General features: G+C 36.3%; 10 protein-coding genes and 1 pseudogene. 5 read left to right on the forward strand and 6 right to left on the reverse strand.

Features of this window, described 5'->3' with window-relative positions; translation table 11 throughout:
• Positions 1–114: 114 nt before the first annotated feature.
• Both IUY40_RS13870 and IUY40_RS19495 read left to right on the forward strand, forming a co-directional pair.
• Positions 115–1,788: a tetratricopeptide repeat protein gene (locus IUY40_RS13870; RefSeq protein WP_195737461.1), complete on the forward strand. Its 1,674-nt coding sequence runs from the start codon at positions 115–117 to the stop codon at positions 1,786–1,788.
• A gap of 144 nt (positions 1,789–1,932) precedes the next feature.
• A pseudogene (locus IUY40_RS19495) lies at positions 1,933–2,144 on the forward strand (histone H1).
• A 26-nt stretch (positions 2,145–2,170) separates the two neighbouring features.
• Here the strand turns inward: IUY40_RS19495 and IUY40_RS13875 are convergent.
• Positions 2,171–2,443 (reverse strand): helix-turn-helix transcriptional regulator, encoded by a 273-nt coding sequence (locus IUY40_RS13875; protein ID WP_195737462.1) that lies wholly within the window; start codon positions 2,441–2,443, stop codon positions 2,171–2,173.
• Positions 2,444–3,041: 598 nt separating this feature from the next.
• On the opposite strand from IUY40_RS13875, the gene IUY40_RS13880 reads away from it, so the two are divergent.
• Genes IUY40_RS13880 through IUY40_RS13890 form a run of 3 tightly spaced genes read left to right on the forward strand, consistent with a single transcriptional unit; the run spans position 3,042 to position 10,163 of the window.
• Positions 3,042–6,065: a SusC/RagA family TonB-linked outer membrane protein gene (locus IUY40_RS13880; RefSeq protein ID WP_195737463.1), complete on the forward strand. Its 3,024-nt coding sequence runs from the start codon at positions 3,042–3,044 to the stop codon at positions 6,063–6,065.
• 16 nt (positions 6,066–6,081) lie between these two features.
• Positions 6,082–7,503 carry a RagB/SusD family nutrient uptake outer membrane protein gene (locus IUY40_RS13885; RefSeq protein WP_195737464.1) on the forward strand — a complete coding sequence of 474 codons (1,422 nt, stop codon included), beginning with the start codon at positions 6,082–6,084 and terminating at the stop codon, positions 7,501–7,503.
• 11 nt (positions 7,504–7,514) lie between these two features.
• Positions 7,515–10,163 (forward strand): prolyl oligopeptidase family serine peptidase, encoded by a 2,649-nt coding sequence (locus IUY40_RS13890; RefSeq protein WP_195737465.1) that lies wholly within the window; start codon positions 7,515–7,517, stop codon positions 10,161–10,163.
• Between the two features lie 64 nt (positions 10,164–10,227).
• Here IUY40_RS13890 and IUY40_RS13895 read toward each other — a convergent pair whose 3' ends face one another.
• The 5 genes from IUY40_RS13895 to IUY40_RS13915 all read right to left on the reverse strand — a co-directional run bounded on the left by IUY40_RS13895 (position 10,228) and on the right by IUY40_RS13915 (position 19,812).
• Positions 10,228–10,515, reverse strand: coding sequence for a DUF6520 family protein (locus IUY40_RS13895; protein WP_195737466.1), 288 nt, complete (start codon positions 10,513–10,515; stop codon positions 10,228–10,230).
• 89 nt (positions 10,516–10,604) lie between these two features.
• Complete coding sequence (locus IUY40_RS13900) at positions 10,605–12,122, reverse strand: MauE/DoxX family redox-associated membrane protein (protein WP_195737467.1); 1,518 nt, start codon at positions 12,120–12,122, stop codon at positions 10,605–10,607.
• A 557-nt stretch (positions 12,123–12,679) separates the two neighbouring features.
• Positions 12,680–12,856 carry a histone H1 gene (locus IUY40_RS13905; protein WP_195737468.1) on the reverse strand — a complete coding sequence of 59 codons (177 nt, stop codon included), beginning with the start codon at positions 12,854–12,856 and terminating at the stop codon, positions 12,680–12,682.
• A gap of 401 nt (positions 12,857–13,257) precedes the next feature.
• Entirely contained in the window at positions 13,258–17,934 is a 4,677-nt protein-coding gene (locus tag IUY40_RS13910; RefSeq protein WP_195737469.1) for a hypothetical protein, read from the reverse strand.
• 177 nt (positions 17,935–18,111) lie between these two features.
• Complete coding sequence (locus tag IUY40_RS13915; RefSeq protein ID WP_229335562.1) at positions 18,112–19,812, reverse strand: hypothetical protein; 1,701 nt, start codon at positions 19,810–19,812, stop codon at positions 18,112–18,114.
• Between the last annotated feature and the right edge of the window lie 17 nt (positions 19,813–19,829).

Below are 19,829 nucleotides of genomic sequence, written 5' to 3' on the forward strand. Positions count from 1 at the left end.
CTGTTTTTATAATTATATTTGGCTTTTTACGCCTTGTTAAATCATTCATTACTAACAATATGCGTGAATATATTTTTGAATAGTTTCCTCCAAAAACCAACTTAAACCGAACCTATGATTTCAAAATATTTACTTATACTTTCATTATGCTCGATTCAACTTATAAACGCCCAACAGTTTCATATTCCTGATTCGTTAAAGAATAAGGATTTTGACTATCTTTTTGATCGTATAGAAGACGGTAATAACACGACGGAGCGGAGGTCACTATACCTGCTGTCCTTTTTAATCAAAGCAAAAGCAGAAGAAAATTGGGAGGAGCTTTCAAATGCATATAAGAACTACGTTCACTATGCCCCGGAAATGCTAAAGCTTAAATATGCGGATAGTATGGTAATAGCCGCTAAAAGATCAAAAAGCAATGAAATTATTGGATCGGCTTACCTATCAAAAGGCATTGCTTATTATGGCCAAAAACGTCTGTCTGAGGCAATGGACATCTACTTGGTCGCTGATGATTATATTAAAAAAACCAATGATAAATATTTAATCTACAAAACGAAATATTATATTGGACAGATAAAATTGTATCTGGGCTACTATGAAGAAGCAATCGCGATCTTTCAGGAGTGTATCAGCCACTTTAAGAACACCAATGTAAGGGCATATTTAAACTCTCTGCATTCACTGGGCGTATGCTATAACAAAGTTGGAAATTATGGTCTATGTACCTCTGTTAATGAAACGGGAATTGCCTACGGGATAAAAACCGGAAATTTAGATATGAAACCTTACTTCATACATTCGGAAGGAGTTAACCAAAGTATGCTTCACAACTATGCAATAGGTATAGAAAAAATACAATCGTCATTGCCTGACATTCGCGAGAATAAAGATTTCTCCAATGAGACAGTCGGATACTTTTATATTGGAAAAAGTTACTGGGGTTTAAATGATAAGGAAAAAGCCTTAGTTTATTTCGAGAAAGTTGACAAAAGCTTTATCGACCGAGGTTATATTCGTCCCGATTTAAGAGAAGCTTATGAGCTTATGATTTCTTATTACAAAGACAAAAATATGCTTCCGGAGCAGTTGCGTTATGTTGAAAAACTACTTGAGGTGGATAAGAAATTGCATGTTACCTATGCCCATCTTCAGGGAAAAATCCGCAAAGAATATGACACTAAGGAACTGGTTCAAGAGCAGCAAAAACTCAAGGATTCACTTAATAATCGAAAATATAATGATGAAATATTCATTTCTATCATCGGTGTTATGATTCTCATTATTGTATATGGGATCGTAAGGCATTTTAAAAATAAAAAAGAGGCTAGAAAGAAATATGAAAAATTACTGCAAAAAATTGAAGATGTAGAAAAAGCCAGAGCCTCTAAAGGTGATGACACTGATTTTTCAATAAGTAAGAATGCTGAGGAGGCGGTTTTACAACGTTTACAAAAGTTTGAAAATAGCAAAAAATTCCTTGAAAAAGATTTAAATCTCACAAAACTGGCAAGCTATTTCAATACGAATACTAAGTATTTATCACTAATTATTGCGCGTCACAGAAACAAAAAGTTCAACGAGTACATTAATAGCCTTAAGGTTGATAATATTGCTCAAAGGATTCGAAATGATAAGGTTTTACAGAACTACACTCATGATGCTCTTGCCGAAGAGGCAGGATTTAGCACTACCAGAAGATTTGCTAAATCTTTTCTTCTCTATACCGGAATAACACCCAAGTATTTTATTGAAGAATTAAAAATGGAGGATATGCAGAACTAATGTTATATTGATTTGTACATATTTAAACATCAATGTTCTAGCTATAACATGTCAGTTAAAGTTTTAAAATACTAGTTTTGACATTTTTTTCAGCAGCTAAGAGGTAAACTTTTATTTTTACTCATTAATTTAATAAGTATTATCATGAAAGATTTAGCATTAAAAATCCATTCCGAAATCGAAACGTTAAAACAGGATCAGGATCTCCAATTAAAAAAGGCATTAAAGATGCCGGACCAAGAGCTCGTAAATCAAGTTTGGACTTAGAAAAATTATTCAAAAAATTTAGAAAAGTATCTATGGAGGAGTCTAAAAAAAAACTTCTGCTATGTATTAAATCCATATCATTTTATTAAATCTTTCTAAGTAAATATCACACGAACTATTTATAAGTGTGATCAATCTCCTTATAGTAATCATTAAAGTTAAATTCTATATCTAGTAACTCCTTGGGATGTACTCTGAGACCTTTTGCAATTTCAAATATGGTATTAATTCTAAAATCGACACGACCTTTTTCAATTTTGCTAATTTTTGTAGCGTCTAAATTACAACGCGATGCAATCTTTGCGTATGACTCACCATTTCTGAGGAGTTTTATTTTATCTCCAATTTTGCTTCGGAATTCTAAATTAATGTGCTTATTATCCATCATGACCAATTTTCTAGCAAATTGAAATTTTTAAAGAAAAAAAACATGGTCGAATTCGACCATGTTTGTGAATAATTTTATATATTTGCGAAACGTATACCTCAATAAGGTGTATATTTGCGATTCTTCATTTAAAAATATTTGAAGCATTCGCTTTGAATCTCGCACTAGAAAACTGGAAATTTTGCAACGAGATGATAAGTTAAGATGCTCACGACCATGGCGTGGGCTCACTTATTGTTGCTCGGTATTTCCAGTACCTCTAGTGCAATAAGTTGAGTTACTGCGCCATTTTTTATTCCCTTGGTAAAATTCTCTACTTACATTCATAGCACCGCTTCTTCATTTTTCAAAGTATTGCATTTAGCTATTAACTAACCAACCGGCATTACTTATGAATTAAAAAAAATTGAAGCTCTATTTACTGCCTGCAATGCAATGATTTTTATTTTGAATTAGTCAATTATATAGTTGCAGGCTTTTAAAAAGGCAAATTATCAGGCTTTATTGAAGCCAAAAAAAGTCCTCTAACCAGCGATCAAACAAGTACAGAGGACTGAATTAACAAAAACTTTCGTTTCAAATTAACTAACCCAAAATTATGAAAACTTTTTCATTGAACAAAGGGTTGGCGGCACTTTGGTATCCGTTTATTTTCGGGTTCTACCTCTTTTGCACACCAGCCTTAGCACGCAATACCTTGCGATTTTCTGCTTTCCAACAACAAACACAGGTCATAGGTATCGTGACCGATGGTACTCTTCCCCTTGCCGGGGTCAGTATCTCGGTAAAAGCACAAAAGAACAGCACTGTCACAGACTTCGACGGTAAATTTTCGATAGCGGTATCACCTACTGATATTTTAATTTTTAACTATATCGGATTTAAAACTATAGAAATTCCTGTTGCCAGACGTTCAGTAATTAATGTGCAGCTCCAGGAAGATGCAACGGCACTTCAGGAAGTAAAAGTGAATGCCGGCTATTATTCTGTAAAAGAAAGCGAACGTACAGGAAGTATTTCAAAAATCAATTCAAAGGATATCGAAAAACAACCCGTTACCAATGTACTCGCTACAATGCAAGGGCGAATGGCCGGAGTAGATGTTATACAGGACGGGGGTACTGCGGGGGGATCCTTCCAAATAAAAATAAGAGGGCAAAATAGCTTACGGGCAGATGGTAACAGCCCTCTGTATATTATTGATGGTGTACCATATTCTTCCGAGTCCATAGGTTCAAATGAAACTTCCACGACAACAGCCAGTCAGACAAGCCCGCTTAACAGTATTAATCCGTCTGATGTTGAAAGCATAGAAGTACTTAAAGACGCAGATGCCACGGCAATCTATGGTTCTCGTGGCGCAAATGGCGTAGTACTGATTACCACTAAAAAGGGAAAAGCCGGTAAAACAACCGTTACTATTAACACATCATCCGGTATAGGAAAGGTAACGAAAATGATCGATCTTATGAATACCAGCCAATATTTAGAAATGCGACGACAGGCTTTTTTAAATGACGGTATAACCGTTTATCCCGATTCAGCATATGATATCAATGGCACGTGGGATCAAAATCGATATACGGATTGGCAGGCAGTATTTATCGGTGGGACGGCACAAATAACCAACACCCAACTTGCTGTTGCAGGAGGTTCAGAATCTACCCAATATCTTTTAAGCGGTAATTACCGAACAGAAACAACAGTATTTCCTGGAGACTTTGGATATAATAAGGGAGCTGTCCATTTTAATATGAACCATGTCTCAGACGACAAAAAGTTTAAATTGATCGTTTCAGCAGGTTATACCTCCCAGAAAAACAATCAGCCCTCCACAGACCTTACAGGCATATCGAGATCATTAGCTCCAAATGCACCTGCCCTCTACGATAGTACCGGCAACCTAAATTGGGAGAACAACACCTTTGAAAATCCGCTGGCAAGCCTGCTTAGTACAGGAGAAATCAAAACCAATGACCTGCTTGCAAACGCAGTACTTAGCTACGAATTGATTCCTAATCTGGAAATTAAAGCAAATTTAGGATTTACAGATCTTAAAAATAATGAAATGCGTACCATGCCCTCCACAATGTACAATCCAGCGTTTGAAATCGGCAGTAGTGAATCAGTGCTGCTAACCAATACAACAGACAGGCAATCTTGGATAATTGAACCGCAAATACGTTGGAGCCATACATTCTGGAATGGAGAATTTGATGCTTTGTTAGGCGCTACGGCACAGCAGCAAAAGACCAACCGCTTGTACCAAATGGGATATGGATTTGCAAGTAACAGCTTACTGTATGACCTTGCTTCAGCAACTTCTGTCTATACTTTCATGAGTGATGAGACGGTGTACCGCTATCAGGCATTTTTTGGAAGAATCAATTACAATTGGCAAAAACGTTTTATACTCAACTTAACAGGACGAAGAGATGGATCGAGTCGCTTTGGTCCGGGAAAGCAGTTTGCAATTTTTGGAGCAGTTGGAGCTGCGTGGCTATTTTCTAATGAAAAATTCTTAAAAAATAATACTGGTGTAATTAGCTTTGGAAAACTAAGAGCGAGTTATGGAACTACGGGAAATGATCAAATTGGAGACTATCAATTTCTGAATACCTATGCTTCATCGGGAAAATCGTATCAGGGAACCGGACTCGATCCGATAAGATTGTTCAATCCTAATTTTGGTTGGGAGATCAATAAAAAATTTGAAGTTGCACTCGAAACCGGTTTTTTCCATGACCGTATTTTTCTGACAACTGCATGGTACCTCAATAGATCTTCAAACCAACTTGTGGGCATACCGCTTCCCGGTACTACAGGATTTTCATCCGTAAACGCAAACCTGGACGCTACCGTTGAGAACAAAGGGCTTGAATTTACACTTCGAACGCTAAATATCGACCATAAAAATTTTAATTGGACAACAAACTTCAATGTAGCCGTATCAAAAAATAAACTTATTTCATTCCCCGGACTAGAGGCTTCAACGTATGTAGATAATTATGTGATAGGAAGATCGTTAAACATCACAAAAGTATTTCATTATACAGGACTTAATACGCAAACAGGAATTTACGAATTTGAAGATGTAAACGCAGATGGCATTATTACAGCGGATAAAGATAGAAAGACGATTGCTGATCTGACCCCCAAATATTTTGGAGGACTGCAAAATCAATTTCAATTTAAGAATGTGCAATTAGACTTTCTTTTCCAGTTTGTCAAACAAAAAACCTACGATTATATAGCCAATGTTCCGGGAGGGGCTTTTTATAACCAAAGAGCTGCTATGACAAATGCGTGGCAAACAACTGGTGATACGACAACGTATCAACTGAATACCACAGGGGTAAATAGTGAAGCTGTAACGGCTTTTTACAATTATAAGGCCAGCGATGCAACTATTGTCGACGGATCTTATATAAGGCTAAAAAATATCTCACTGAGTTACGATTTACCACTTAAAATGGATAAGATGATAAAGTGTAAGCTGTTTTTTCAAGGACAAAACCTGTTGACATTTACTCCCTACAAGGGAGGAGATCCAGAGTTTAAATACACTGGATATCTTCCGCCATTAAAGATATATACCATCGGTGTTCAACTGATTTTCTAACACAATAATTTTTATTATGAAAACTATATACAATGCATTTCTGCTTTTCATTTTTGAAAAACGGACAAGTATCAGAGTGATTGCAATTTCAATTTTAATTGTTATTGTTATCCTCACAACTTCTTGTGACAACTTTGTAGAAGTTGACCTGCCTACTTCACAGCTAACTTCTAAAACTGTGTTTGAAGATGTGACTACTGCAAATGCAGCTATGAGCGGCGTTTATGCAAAACTGCGCGATACAGGATTACTCACAGGTATTTCCACCGGTTTGTCTTGCAGACTGGGACTTTATGCGGATGAACTCGATTATTACAAATCCAACGATCCCAATTATTTTTATACAAATTCGCTTTATTCGGCTGAGGCGGGCATACAGGATTTGTGGAATCAAGGCTATAATGCAATATACGCAGCAAATGCAGTAGCAGAAGGTGTTTCAGCTTCTCATTCACTGGGACAGAAAGATAAAGACAGATTACGGGGTGAGGCACTTTTTGTGCGATCATTAATCCATTTTTATCTGCTTAATCTTTATGGAGATATTCCATATGTGACGGTAACTGATTACAACTATAACAGTAGTATTCATAAAACACCAACCCCTGAAATTTATACCAAAATAATGGCTGATTTGCAGGAAGCGACTTCCATATTACCTGAGGAGTACAGTTCCCCGCAGCGTGTTCGGCCTAATAAAGCCACTGCACAGGCGCTATTAGCAAGAGTTTACCTCTATATGGGATTATGGGCAGAAGCTGCAAATAGCGCATCGGCTGTTTTAAACAATCCTCTCTACTCTTGGGAACCGGATTTAGACAAGATATTCCTAAAGGAAAGTACCACAACTATTTGGCAATTCAAACCCGATAGTGATAACGCCAATAGCAAGGAAGGTAATTTGTTTATTTTTAATTCCGGCCCCCCTCCTACAGTGGCACTCACTGCAAATTTGGTGAGTGCATTTGACCCAACAGACCAAAGAAAAACACATTGGATCAGAGCAATTTCAAAGGGATCGACAACCTGGTACCATTCGTTTAAATACAAACTAAATGCCAAAGCGGTAAACTCTAACGAGTATTCCATTGTCTTTCGTCTTGCCGAACAATATTTAATCCGCGCAGAGGCACGTGCCATGCAAGGGGATTTAATTGGAGCAAAGGAAGATTTGAATGTAATCCGTCATACAGCAGGACTGCCCAATACAGATGCTGTTTCTTCAATAGAAATTAGAGAAGCTATAATTAAAGAGCGCCGCCTGGAGTTTTTTACCGAATTCGGACATCGTTTTTTTGATTTAAAACGTGTAGGCAGTCTAGACGCTGTCCTTTCCATTTCAAAACCGAAATGGTCGGATAATGATGCGCTTTGGCCACTTCCGGCGAAAGAATTGAGTGCTAATCCCAATTTGAATCCACAAAATACCGGATATTAAACCCATCTAAAATGAAGAAAAGCTACAGAACAAATCACAAGGTCGCTCATTTTAGGGAACGTAAAATTACGGTATGTCTATTTTTGCTGCTGTGCTTTACTTCAGTTGCACAGCTGAAAAAGCATTTGACTCCGGAGGAATATTCCCAGTGGAGCAGTTTTAGTAATGTGGCACTGTCAGAGAGTGGGAACTGGGCGAGTTATAAGCTAAACTATGAAAACAAACAAGATACACTCTTTGTTAAAAGCACTTGTGAAAATAAAATATATTCATTCCCAAAAGGTTCAAACGGTAAATTTTTAAAAGCTGCTGTTTTTATTTATCAGGAACCTGGACAGCGATTAATCCTTATTGATTTGGAATCTCAAAAAAAGACAGAACTGGCTGATGTATTTCTTTTCGAGATCGTAAATAGCGGAAAATACATTATCACGCTAAGCAATAGGTACGGTTCCAAAAGTACCATGTCTATAAGGGATGAAAACGCAAATGCTATAGATGTTATCGAAGGTGTAACCGGGTATGTTTTAAATGATAAAAGAGACGGCCTGATTTATAGCAGCGAGATACCAGACAACCACAGTGTAGGGATTATAGATTTTAAAAAATACAAGAGGGATCTAATTATTTTAGGGAATGAACATCAATTTCACAAGCTTACATGGCAAAGAGGTGGAAATAGTATTGCTTTTTTAAAAGAGACAGATAGCCTGACAAAAAGCAATACTTTATTTTTATATCAAATACCGCAGAAAAAACTACTTACCCTTGAACCGAAAGATTTAAAAGGAATGTCGGAGATGCATATTGCAGCCGACTTGAAGCTGACTATCTCTGAGGATGGTACTAAAGTTTTTTTCGGTGTTAAAAAGAATAAATCTGTATCATCAGACACAAAAGATCAGGAGGTAGAAATATGGAATGGCAATTCTCCGTGGATTTATCCTATGGAAAAAAGTGTTGGCAATTGGGAAGATACTGCTAAACTTTTCGTTTGGTTTACCCAAAGCAGTAGTTGCATGCCCATATCTTCCACTGAATTACCTGATGTTCAATTAACAGGGAAACAAGAGTATGTGCTCCATTCAAATCCTAAATCTTACGCACCTCACTATAAATTGAAAGGGGATGTTGATTATTATATTACCGATCTGAAAAAGAATACACGCTCACTTTTTTTGAAGCAACAGCCCACAGATGAAAACAACCTCATTATTTTCCCTTACGGAAATCAGATAGCGTATTACCGTGATACCAACTGGTGGCTTTATGATCCTGATAAAGTGAAGTACATAAATCTGACCAGTGGTAGTGCAACTGTTTGGGATTCAAAAAATGATGATTTTGCACCTCCGGTTTCGCCTTATAATTGTCCGGGTTGGAGTTCAGATGGAAAGTATATACTACTTTATGATACCTATGACCTTTGGATAGCAGCTTTGGATGGCAGCGGTTGTAAAAGACTTACCCGTGGACGTGAGAAGAACATCGTTTTCAGGATCAGTCAGTATGAATTTTCCAATAAATTTTCAGCAAAATATGGCGCAAGAGGTACAGCAGTGTTTGATTTGTCAAATGAGATAATTTTGGAAGCTGCTGATAAAGATGATTGTTCTACAGGATATTATATTTGGAATGCTAAAGAAGGAGAAAAACTACTGGCGCATAATGACAGCGCAATTGATCAGATACAAAGAAACAAAAATAACTCGTATGTCTTTATAGAACAGAAATTTGATACCTCTCCGGTTTTGTTGTTTAAACAGAATAAAAGTTCAAAAAGTACAGAATTATTTGCCAGTAATCCCCAACAACAACATTACAATTGGGGCAGATCAGAACTGATCTATTATACCAATAAAGCCGGGCAACCATTGAAAGGTATATTGTTGTATCCGGGTGATTTTGATAAGGAAAAAAAATACCCCATGATCGTGCATATTTATGAAATAAGGTCAGCAGGGCTCCACCGATATACAAATCCTTCCCAGTATAATGACGAAGGTTTTAATATCACGAACTATACCTTAAATGGTTATTTTGTTTTGTTACCGGATATCGTTTATGAATCTGGAGATCCAGGTGTTTCAGCAACGGCATGTGTTTTGGAGGCAGTCAAAAAAGTAACCGATATGGGATTTGTGGATCCTGAAAAAATCGGTTTGACAGGACACTCTTTCGGAGGGTACGAATCTGTTTTTATTATCACGCAGACAGATATTTTTGCAGCAGCAATATCAGGAGCCGGGATAAGTGATATTACAAGATGGTATTTTAGTATCGGTAAAGATATTCAGGCGCCAGAGGCCTGGAGGTTTGAGAGCCAGCTATTCAGAATGGGCAAAACATTTTATGAGGATAAGGAAAGTTATTTTCGTAACTCCCCAATACTGCACGCAGCACATATTACCACACCTCTATTGCAATGGACAGGAAAAGAAGATCCAACGGTTTCCTGGGATCAAAGCGTTGCTTTTTATATAGCCCTGAGGAGATTACAAAAAAAGCATATGTTGCTGGTATATCCCGATGAACCACACGTCGTTTTTAATAAAAATAATCAAAAGGACCTAACATTACGGACACAGCAGTGGTTTGATTATTACTTAAAAAAAGAGCCACCGGCACAGTGGATTACTGCGGGAACAAAATGGGATTAGAATGACAAAAAATAATGCAGTTCCTGCTAATAGGAACTGCATTACCTTTTAATCAATTTAAAAATTACGGAGTATTTCTGTAAAGCTGAAGATTACACGGACTATTGTCCGTCGCTTTTCTAAATACCTGGAAACTACTTGTGCCGTCATTGTACATGCAGACAGGTCCGGGTGTGGCCTTACAATCTACATTTACTTCTTCACAACTTGTAGCCAGCGGATCATGGATATACCCCTCAATTAAAAGGGTATCAGCCTTACTTTCTTTTGACGCATTGGTGCTTACGGCACCTGCGCTTGCCAATACAAATGCTGCAATTGGCAATACTAAAGTTTTTGCAATATTTCTCATAATATTAAAAATTTAAATTAATGATCTACTCTTTTTTACAGGTTTTCGATCTTACTCCTGCTACCAACTGGTATCAATCACGTGATTTTTTATTTCTTTTTAAAAGCTTTTTTAATGGAATTCCCAAGCGAATATCTTTGTAGAATCTGACCGGAAATCACATACAGATTTGATTCTGTGACAAGAAAATATTTCATCTTTATTTTTCCGGAATCATAAATATAAAAACTGGATAAATATTCCTTTTTATTCATGTCATAAACATCAATTACGGATGCCTGAGTCCAAACTTCTTCATTTTCAAATCTTCCTTTCAGCGCGGAATTAACAAAAAGCAAATTGTTATAAACCGCACTGGTTTTGTTGACCATAAATGGTGGCGCGGCAAGTTTGGTGTCTCCTGAGAGTTTTACCTTTACTACGTTTAATTTTGCTTGCGTTGTGGTGTCAATTGTGTTGCCTCGGTATAGTACTCTAAGCGAATCATTAGCAACAATATATTGGTTTCTGTAGTAGTAGGTATACACTAAATTCCGGAGTTCTTTGCTGTATTGCAGTGTCCCATCGGTATCAAATATTCCATCAATTTGCTTTTCCAAAAAAGCAGCAGAAAATTTTGTAACGATGCTTTTACCAAAATGAAGTGTCCCCATTAAATGTTCTCCGGTATTTTTCTGCTGACCACGAAATGCAATTCGGGTGGAGTCCATGACAATTGCCTTGGTAAAAAAGTGATTTCCATTGTAAATTATTGCAGCTTTCCAGTCCGCTGTTTTCCCTTTGTAAATCACAGGGACCATACCATCATAAACATAAAAATAAGGGCTTTGAATATTTACTTCTACGGAACGAAAAGGAAAGTCATCGCGGTCTAATTGTATGGTATGATGTTCTTTGTTTTTGAAAGCACTATCGACAACAATGATTTGTAATGGCGCATCGTGATTTCCTAAATATATTTTTCCGTGCTCTACACCCGCCAGATAAAATGAGGAGTTTTGTAAACGGGTTTCCCCAATTTTTTTTATTGCATATTGATCAAATCTTCTGATAAATGGATTTTCCCTGGCCATAATATCTTCAGATAACATAAAAAGCAGTGCAACAATTCCGATACTAAAAAAAATAGCTGCAGAAATAGAACTGACAAGCACAGCGGGTTTTGAAATCAGGGATGTCTTTGGCATCCCATCGCGCAGTATCAGGATGCCCGCTGCTGCCAGCATTATGAAAACAAAATTAAAAAAAAGATGCTCTTTCCATCCTAACTTTTCAAGAATTCCTCCGCAAGAGCACGGAACAAAAGAGCTGTAATTTAAAATTATATAAATGTATGCGGTAAACATAACCATCAAACTAAAGGCTGCAAAGAAACCGATTAATCTCCATCTTTTTAAAACAAGCAGCAAGGAGATAAGCAATTCTACTATTGGTACCAACCATGCAATCGATCCTGCAAAAGCACTTAATAAAGGAGATTGCCCTAGCTGCACACGGAAGTTCTCAAAGTCAAGTAATTTACTTATTGCTGCGTACACAAATAGAAGGATGTACAGAAAACAGATTGTTTCAATTATAATTCTTTTATAAGGTTCTGATAATTTCATGTTCTTCCCGTTTGAATTACAGATATAATTGATTCAATCAAATGGTATCATCTGTACCGGATCCAATCTATTTCCCTCAAATGGGTATCACTATATCTTTGATTTATTAATAAGGCTAAATTACCCCGGTTTACCCTAAGCATTGTTATCAAAAACGATCCAAAATTTACAAAAAACGATCCATTTTACTGTATTATAGAATATTAAACATGAAAACGAGTTGAAATAGTCTAATCTTATACTGCAAAATACAGGTGATATTCTCTCTAAATAACTAATATTTGGGTATAAAAAAAGATGCTCATTTCTGAGCATCTTTAAGATAAAATATTTTTAAGACTACTTCATGTAATTTGTCGTTTCTTAACTACCTAAATTAAGAAACATTACAGTCTTTAAAATATGAGAATTAATCCTTTTTAATTGAAATGTAAACATAAAAGTAAGTGAAATAAAAAATGGCCTCTTGAAGTTATTAAAATACCAGAATAAGATTTTTCAATTCTAAAAAGCTCCCTTGCTCAGGCATTTTAAGCGAGGATCATTTTCAGCATAAATTATTTTTTTGCTGCTTCTACAGAAACTTTTCTAAATTCTTTGAATAGTTTTTCAAGTTCTAAACTTGATTTACGAGCTCTTGGTCCGGCAGCTTTAACGCCTTTTTCAGTTAGAGTCTCAGATTCTGTTTTAAATGTTTCAATTTCAGCGTTGATCTTTACTAATAAATCTTTCATGATATTTTATATATTAAATTATAAAGCAAAACTAAGAGTTTAGTTTGCTAAATAAAACTACTTTTTGTTTTAATTATTGCAGCATATTAAGACCTAACTAACAACTTAATCCCATTGCCGGAAAAGACAAAGGTTTCCTCTAATACTAATTCTCTGTAAACAATCTATAAGGGAATACATTTGATGATCTGTTTTTTAAATGCTTCATGAAGCTTTCACATAGGTATTCCCATTCTTCGGAAAATGAAGAACTTTTATCATTTAATAAGTCCAGTACATTTTGAAGTAATTCCAAAAAGCCAGCCCTATTGGGCTGGCTTTTAAGGTTTGGTATTTTTAATGGATTAAATATTATTTAATTTTCACCGCTTTCCAATTACTTTTAATTTCTTTTTAGAATATTATCTAAACTTATTATTGTTTTTATATTTATAAGTGTACTCTGTAGACTTTTTATCTCCCGGCAAATTGTACTTCATGACTATTTCATAATCTCCGTATCGCATAAACTGATAAGTGCTATTCAAGAATCTCTTGGCAATAGAATCACTACCTGATATTCCGTCGACATAATCATTGATAATTTGATTGTTTAAATCGACCCAGTCTTGTTTATACAACAAAGGCATATTGTACTTGAATGGGAAATTACTTTTTGTCCAAGCTTGATTAACATCGTTCTCGACACTTGACATATAATACGCATTGAGCGGAATGGCTTTGGCTGGAATTGTTCCTAACTCGTTTACATCTCGATTGGTGATGGCATATTCACCATTAAGCGGGTAATCTTTATACAAATACGGATAAATATCGGTTGAGTAATATTCATCATTGAGTTTGGATTCTGCTGTTACTACAGGTTTGTTCTCGCTATAAGTTACGCCTTGCAATTCTGTCAAATCAAAGGCTTCTTGGCTTGAAATCGTATTGGTCAAATAAATAACATCGGAATATAGTACGCCAAAATTGTAACTTTTTGTCGAGATCGCATTCATTTTTGAAGTAAATGTTTTGTATTTACTGGTACTAAAAGTATACGTTAAACGCTCTAGTATTCCTTCGGCTTTTGATAAAGCATCAGCTTGATTTTCTTTTATTTGTATGTCATTTCCATCATCCGTAACGTTATTGGTCCTTGGATTGGTTGTTCCTGTTTTTGATGGTTGCTTTTGTTTCAAAGAACTTACAATAGCAAAATTGTATTTCTTTTCTTGATTGATATTGGGCAGGTCATAATACACTTCGTTTGAACTTGTACTGTAGTTAAAGGCTGTCGCTTTAGCATCAGACTTTCCTTCTTCGTTTATTTGTATGCCAGTTTCCCAATTAGGATCGTCAAACAAATAATCCTGACCGCGTTTAAGCTGAATATATCCTTTTGAATATTCGTCTTCTAAGAAATATTTTTGCTCTACCACTGGATATGAATATTGTATGTTAGTAAGCGGAATATAATTGGGTGCTCCTCCTGTGGTAAAGGTTCTTTCTTCGTATTCGGTAGCTACTTTTCCGTCGACTTTTATAGGCTGAAAAACACCATTTATCATTTTCTGGAAGCTTACTTCTACTTTTACTTTTAGTTCTTTGTTTGGAGGTAAAATATCGGTTGAAACAAAATTTACTCGGTCTTTCATAGAACCCCATTCAAATTTTCCCGGTATTTCAATTGTACCATCAAAAACTTTAAATTGTTCTAAAATTACTTTATAGGTGACATCTCCTGTATCTTCTGGAATTACAAATGCTTCGTTTACTTTCATAGAAAAAGCAGCTTGCGGTACAGCAAAAACATCTATATCTCCTGATTTGTCTTTTGGGGTCACATCGGTAATTAATTTAATACCACCCAGCGGAGAGGCATTTTCAAATTGACATACTTCACCGAGTTCTAACTTAAAGCGGAATTTACCTTTTATAAGTCCTCCCAATATGTTCATATTTCCGCCTACATAACCACGCATCCAAACTGGGTTGGGCAACTTGGCTTGCAATAGAACAGCTGCTCCTCCAGAGATAATAGGCACTTTAAATTTCAAAAATGACAATTTTACACGAATACCCAATTCACCTTGTAAATAAGCGTACGATTGTCCATTTGCATACCAACCGTTTATCCCTACTTGCTTTCCTGTGTTGGAACATCTGGCTTCCTGATAATCTTTTAACATGATATCAAATCCCATTCCTGCCTGAAAACGGGCATAAAAAAGCAAGAAACTTAAATCTCCTGTATCAAAATCCAAATTGGCTCCAAAGGCTAAACCGCCTCCGTTGGCAAGTGTATTTTCGTCACGCATATAATCGAGTTCTTTCGCGTCAACTCCTAATATATTAGCAACTATTGCTGGTGGCGGCGGACTTCCCGGCAGTAGTGTTCCTGCCATAAAATAACTGGTGGTTTTTAGGTACATTCCTGCAAATCCTAGTTTTATACCACACCTGTCATCTGGAGTTCCCATGTACAAATACCAATCTTTAGGGTCTTTATGAAAAACACCCCAAACGGCTCTACCGCCGGGTCCTGTTCCAGACAAGAAATTCCCCGGGGTATTAATGTACACATCTGTCGTAGCATGCAATGAATTATTCTGAAAATCAAATTCTATTGCAGCTGCCATTGTAATGTTTGCATCTGCTGATAAATCACCCGGTATGGCTTCTTTTGCTGCTGGAATATATTTGCTGGCAAAGGACGAATTATTAAGGTTGTCTTCTGTTATGCCCATAAAGCTTTTTTTGGAGGTAACATCTGAGGCTACTTTTTGCATCAAATTACTTATTTTTTCCATTCTTGGAATAGTTGCCAAAACTTTTGCTTTTCCAAAAATAGCCAATCGATTTACTCCGCCTTTTGAGTTAAAAGTAATTTCGAACCCTGCTTCTCCATTACAAACTTTATCTGAACCTGCATAAAAATAAACTAAGGCTTTTAATCCTAAACCTACTTTTTCATCGGGTGTGTAACTCAATCCCGCAGGCGAAAAATCGCCAATGGCTACATCTTGATTACGACGCATTTTGTAATAGGCACCTCCTCCAAAACCAGTTATCATAAACGGACTTCCTGCTGTTGGCGGAAAGTTTACTGCGGCATCAAAATACCAATATCTAAAGGTTTTTTTTCCAAAAATGGCCTTTGCTTTTACATTTACTATTTTAGCAACATCAACTTCTAAATCGGCATTGAATCCGTCTCCATAAACAGGGTCGTTTTCCATCAGAATAAGGCTTCCTTTCATCGTCATGGAGCCAAACTCGCAATTGATACTAATCGCCGAGACATCCAGTCCGTCGTAACGGCTGCGTTGCCTATAACCATCATCGTACATTTTACCCAAAATTCCGATTCGGGCTGTGGCTCCGGCTCCTCTGGTTCCGTCCATAAAATTGATTCCTAAATCAAAATCGATTCTTGAATTATCGCCGTTAATGCCTACATTGATATTGCCAATCGACACGGGGAAATTACCAAAAGCGACTGTGCCCTGGTAGCCCATATTTCGAACGGAAATTACAGGTGAAACAGTTTGCAGTTGGAGGTTTTCAAAAGTTATTCCTTTAAAATCAACTGTTCGTTTTCCTTCTACTTCGGTATCGTCTGTTGCTTTTTTATTGGTGCCGAAAGTAATGGTTCCGTTTAAATTGGCTTTGGGTAAAAATCGTCCATTTACTAATTTTAGTTCTACTGAACTATTGGGTAATAACAGTGCTTTTGCTTTCCAGATATCAAAAGCAATCGAGTCTTTTGTGACTACAACCAATTGTTGCTCTTGCATCGAGATAAAACCGCTATAGGCTAAACCGGCTCTTTTGGTTTGCTCTGGTTTTGCCCTAGTATCTGTGGTATTTGATGTAGTGGTTTTTGTTTCTTTTTTTTCTGCGGCAGCTTTGGTTATGGGTAAAAGTATTTCTCCATTCAAATTAGCTTTTACAAAAGTATTAGCAGCAATGGTTACATCAATATGATCTAGGGAATACGCCCAAGATTTTTCCTGACTGGTAATTCCTCTATCGAGTGTAAAAACATTATCTGCATAAAAGGTTCCCGAAACTCCGTATTTGTCTATAATTAAGTTTTGTGCCCCTACATAGATTCGCTCTTTTTTTGAAGCGCTATCGCTGGTTTGGAATTCTTTGGGTAATCCTACTTCAAAAGATCGAATAAAAACACCTTTCCAGGCATTCTGGTTTGGCATTAAAAGCCCATTTTTTATATAAATATCTGGAAATTCAACTGTAGGGTCGTTTTTTAAATCACTCAAATCCAATACGGCATTGCTGACTTCGAAGGTAAAATTGCCCTCAAAATCTTTACCGTTTCGTTTTTCTGCTTGTACAAAAGGTTCCAAGCTTACATTGACCAAAATATCATTCCAACTTTTTGCCATAAAGCTAAACTCGCCCCGCACTCGGTTGGGTACCAGATAGTCTTTTCCGTTGTAATATCTTCTAAGTTCTTTTGTTTTGCCTTCGTCAACGGTTTTACTTTGGGGATCAATTGGCAAAATCAAGCTTCTTGAAAACTCTACGGCTCCCGAAATTTTCATTTCTTTAAAACCATCACAATCCATTACAACATAGGTTAAATCTTCAGTATTCCCTGTTGCCATATTAAAACCTCCATAGAGAGACAATTGCCATTTTTTATTATCAAAAGGAATATCGATATTGCCTAATAAAACCAGTTTGGCTTCGCCTATAATTCCGCCTTCGTGCGATAGTTTTACATTATCGGCCCCAAAAAACAATTGTACTGGTCGCCCGTCTGGTGTGGTCTGTGGAAGATCAACTCTACAAAAAACGGTTAGTGTGGTGTATTCTGGTGAGAAAACAGCTTTGGTTATCCCTATAGAATAGGCAACATTGTCCAGGGTTTTTCTAATACCAACGGGTAATTCTACCAAATCCTCATTCGAGAAATGATCTACCCAACGGTTTGCTTTTTCAATTTTTTCGATGGAACCTGAAGCAGCTCCTATTTCGCTGGCAGGAACAGGTAATTCTTGTCCATAAGAGTTTATTACTAAAAAAAACAGGAGTATAAAAGGGAAATATATAGAGCAAAACTTTTTCATATTAAAGAGTTTATATTGTAAATCGATACTGAATTTTCAGTTTGATTTTATGCTTTTAAAAAATTTGATTTTTATTTTTTGTATTACCATAAAGAGGTTGAGAAAAATTATGTTTTAGTTGTTTAATCATCTTAATACCTTACTGGTAAATCTATTTCATTTTCATTTTTTCTTCTGCTAAAAACTATATCCATAATTAAAATTCAGCATAATATCGTTGTTATTGGGTCTGTCTTTTACGCTGCGAAACATGGAAATTAATCCTAACGAAAAATTATGTTTTTGCAGCAGTACATAACTGTTATTGAGGTTGATTCCGAAAACGGAACTTGAGTCGGCATCACTTTGTGTACTGTTGTACAATAAACCAAAATTGGTATTCATTTTTTCTTTTAATAACTTTTTCGAAACACCTAGGGAGGCGCCTATTGAGGAGTTATCATACAATCCAACTTGATTACTGGTATAGTTTAAGGAGCTGTTTAGGGCTGTTTTTATTCCTAAAAAATTAATGGTATGAGCTACATTATAATTCTGTACCGTACTGGCTTGTCCTCTTCTTATTACTCCGCCTTGCTCGTTTGCCTGTCCAGCAACGCTATAATTAAAGTTTATGTTTTGGTTTTTATCTTTTCCAAAAGCATAACTTGCATTCAAATTAGCATTTTGTGACAATTGTCGGTAATCTAATGTATCGGCAGCCACTACATTGGGATTATTGATGAGTTCGAACTGGTCGAGTTTTTTATTGGTAAAGGTTGAAAAATTAGAATAGCTTCCTGTTAGGTTCAATTGGTCTGTTACCTTATAGGTTACATTTACAGATCCTACAACTCGTTTGGTGTCTTCTTTTTTCTCTTTGGCCAAATCGTCTTTTTGGTAGCCTAAACTTGCCGAAAAGTTGATTTTATCTTTATAAAAAGGGCGATTAAATCGCAAGGCTATATTCTCTAAATCATTATTAAAATAAAGGGCTCCCAAGGTACTATAATTAGGATCGATACGCTCGTAAGTCAGTCCTATTTTACTTTTTTGTATCGCATAATCAAAATTGACATTCAGTGCATTCAAAAATGCCGTACTTTCTTTTGCTGAAAAAAGGCGGTCTTTAAAATGTCCTCCTGAAAGAGTTCCTGATCTGGTATCATCTGTTAGTACCGATAAGGCATACTCGACATTGAAAGTCAAATCTTTTACTAAAGTGGTTCCGAAAGTCAAGCTATTTACAAAATTTGATTTTGGCGTTACGCCTTTATCATCTGAAACATGCGAGAGTGAATTGATATTGTCTTTGGCATAAAAACCTATCCAGCCTATTGCATAACTGTCTTTTTCGTAGCCTACTTTCGCTCCATATCCATAGCGTTCGTAAACGGGCACTCCGCCAAATGCCTTGTCTTCTTCTACAGGTTTTAATAATTGTCCGCCCATGATACTAATTTTAAAGGGACTTCTTGGTGTGAGTTCAAAACCAACGCCTCTAAAAGGAAAACCGCTTAGTGTGTAGGGAGAAAAAGTCATGCTGACATTACCTATATAGGCTTTTATCCATTTGTATTTGGGCATTATACTCAATCGATTAAAATCAAAGGGGGTCGAATAACCCAAATTATTGCCTTGATTGGTCAAACTGTACGAAATGGGTATGTTGAAATTAAAAGCGCTCACGTTTAAATTTCCCGATAGTAAATACGTAAAAGGCTCACGCGAGTTTTCCTGATTCGAATTGTAAAATATCATATTGGCATTTACCGCTCCTGTTACTTTAAAATTGGGCTTATAGAAGGTCTCTAAATCTACATCTTGCGAATAGCTGTTTTTAGACAGTACAAGCAGCAATACAAGAAGTAGCTTAAAGGTATATTTTTTAGTATCCATTTTCATTAGTCAATTCT

Origin of the sequence: Flavobacterium sp. ALJ2 (genome assembly GCF_015594725.1) — a bacterium.
Taxonomy (GTDB): Bacteria; Bacteroidota; Bacteroidia; order Flavobacteriales; family Flavobacteriaceae; genus Flavobacterium.

What these genes read in the sequence shown, in the direction of transcription:
- IUY40_RS13870 (WP_195737461.1), top strand. Translation starts at nt 115, where the DNA reads ATGATTTCAAAATATTTACTTATACTTTCATTATGCTCGATTCAACTT.
- IUY40_RS13875 (WP_195737462.1), bottom strand. Translation starts at nt 2,443, where the DNA reads ATGATGGATAATAAGCACATTAATTTAGAATTCCGAAGCAAAATTGGA.
- IUY40_RS13880 (WP_195737463.1), top strand. Translation starts at nt 3,042, where the DNA reads ATGAAAACTTTTTCATTGAACAAAGGGTTGGCGGCACTTTGGTATCCG.
- IUY40_RS13885 (WP_195737464.1), top strand. Translation starts at nt 6,082, where the DNA reads ATGAAAACTATATACAATGCATTTCTGCTTTTCATTTTTGAAAAACGG.
- IUY40_RS13890 (WP_195737465.1), top strand. Translation starts at nt 7,515, where the DNA reads ATGAAGAAAAGCTACAGAACAAATCACAAGGTCGCTCATTTTAGGGAA.
- IUY40_RS13895 (WP_195737466.1), bottom strand. Translation starts at nt 10,515, where the DNA reads ATGAGAAATATTGCAAAAACTTTAGTATTGCCAATTGCAGCATTTGTA.
- IUY40_RS13900 (WP_195737467.1), bottom strand. Translation starts at nt 12,122, where the DNA reads ATGAAATTATCAGAACCTTATAAAAGAATTATAATTGAAACAATCTGT.
- IUY40_RS13905 (WP_195737468.1), bottom strand. Translation starts at nt 12,856, where the DNA reads ATGAAAGATTTATTAGTAAAGATCAACGCTGAAATTGAAACATTTAAA.
- IUY40_RS13910 (WP_195737469.1), bottom strand. Translation starts at nt 17,934, where the DNA reads ATGAAAAAGTTTTGCTCTATATATTTCCCTTTTATACTCCTGTTTTTT.
- IUY40_RS13915 (WP_229335562.1), bottom strand. Translation starts at nt 19,812, where the DNA reads ATGGATACTAAAAAATATACCTTTAAGCTACTTCTTGTATTGCTGCTT.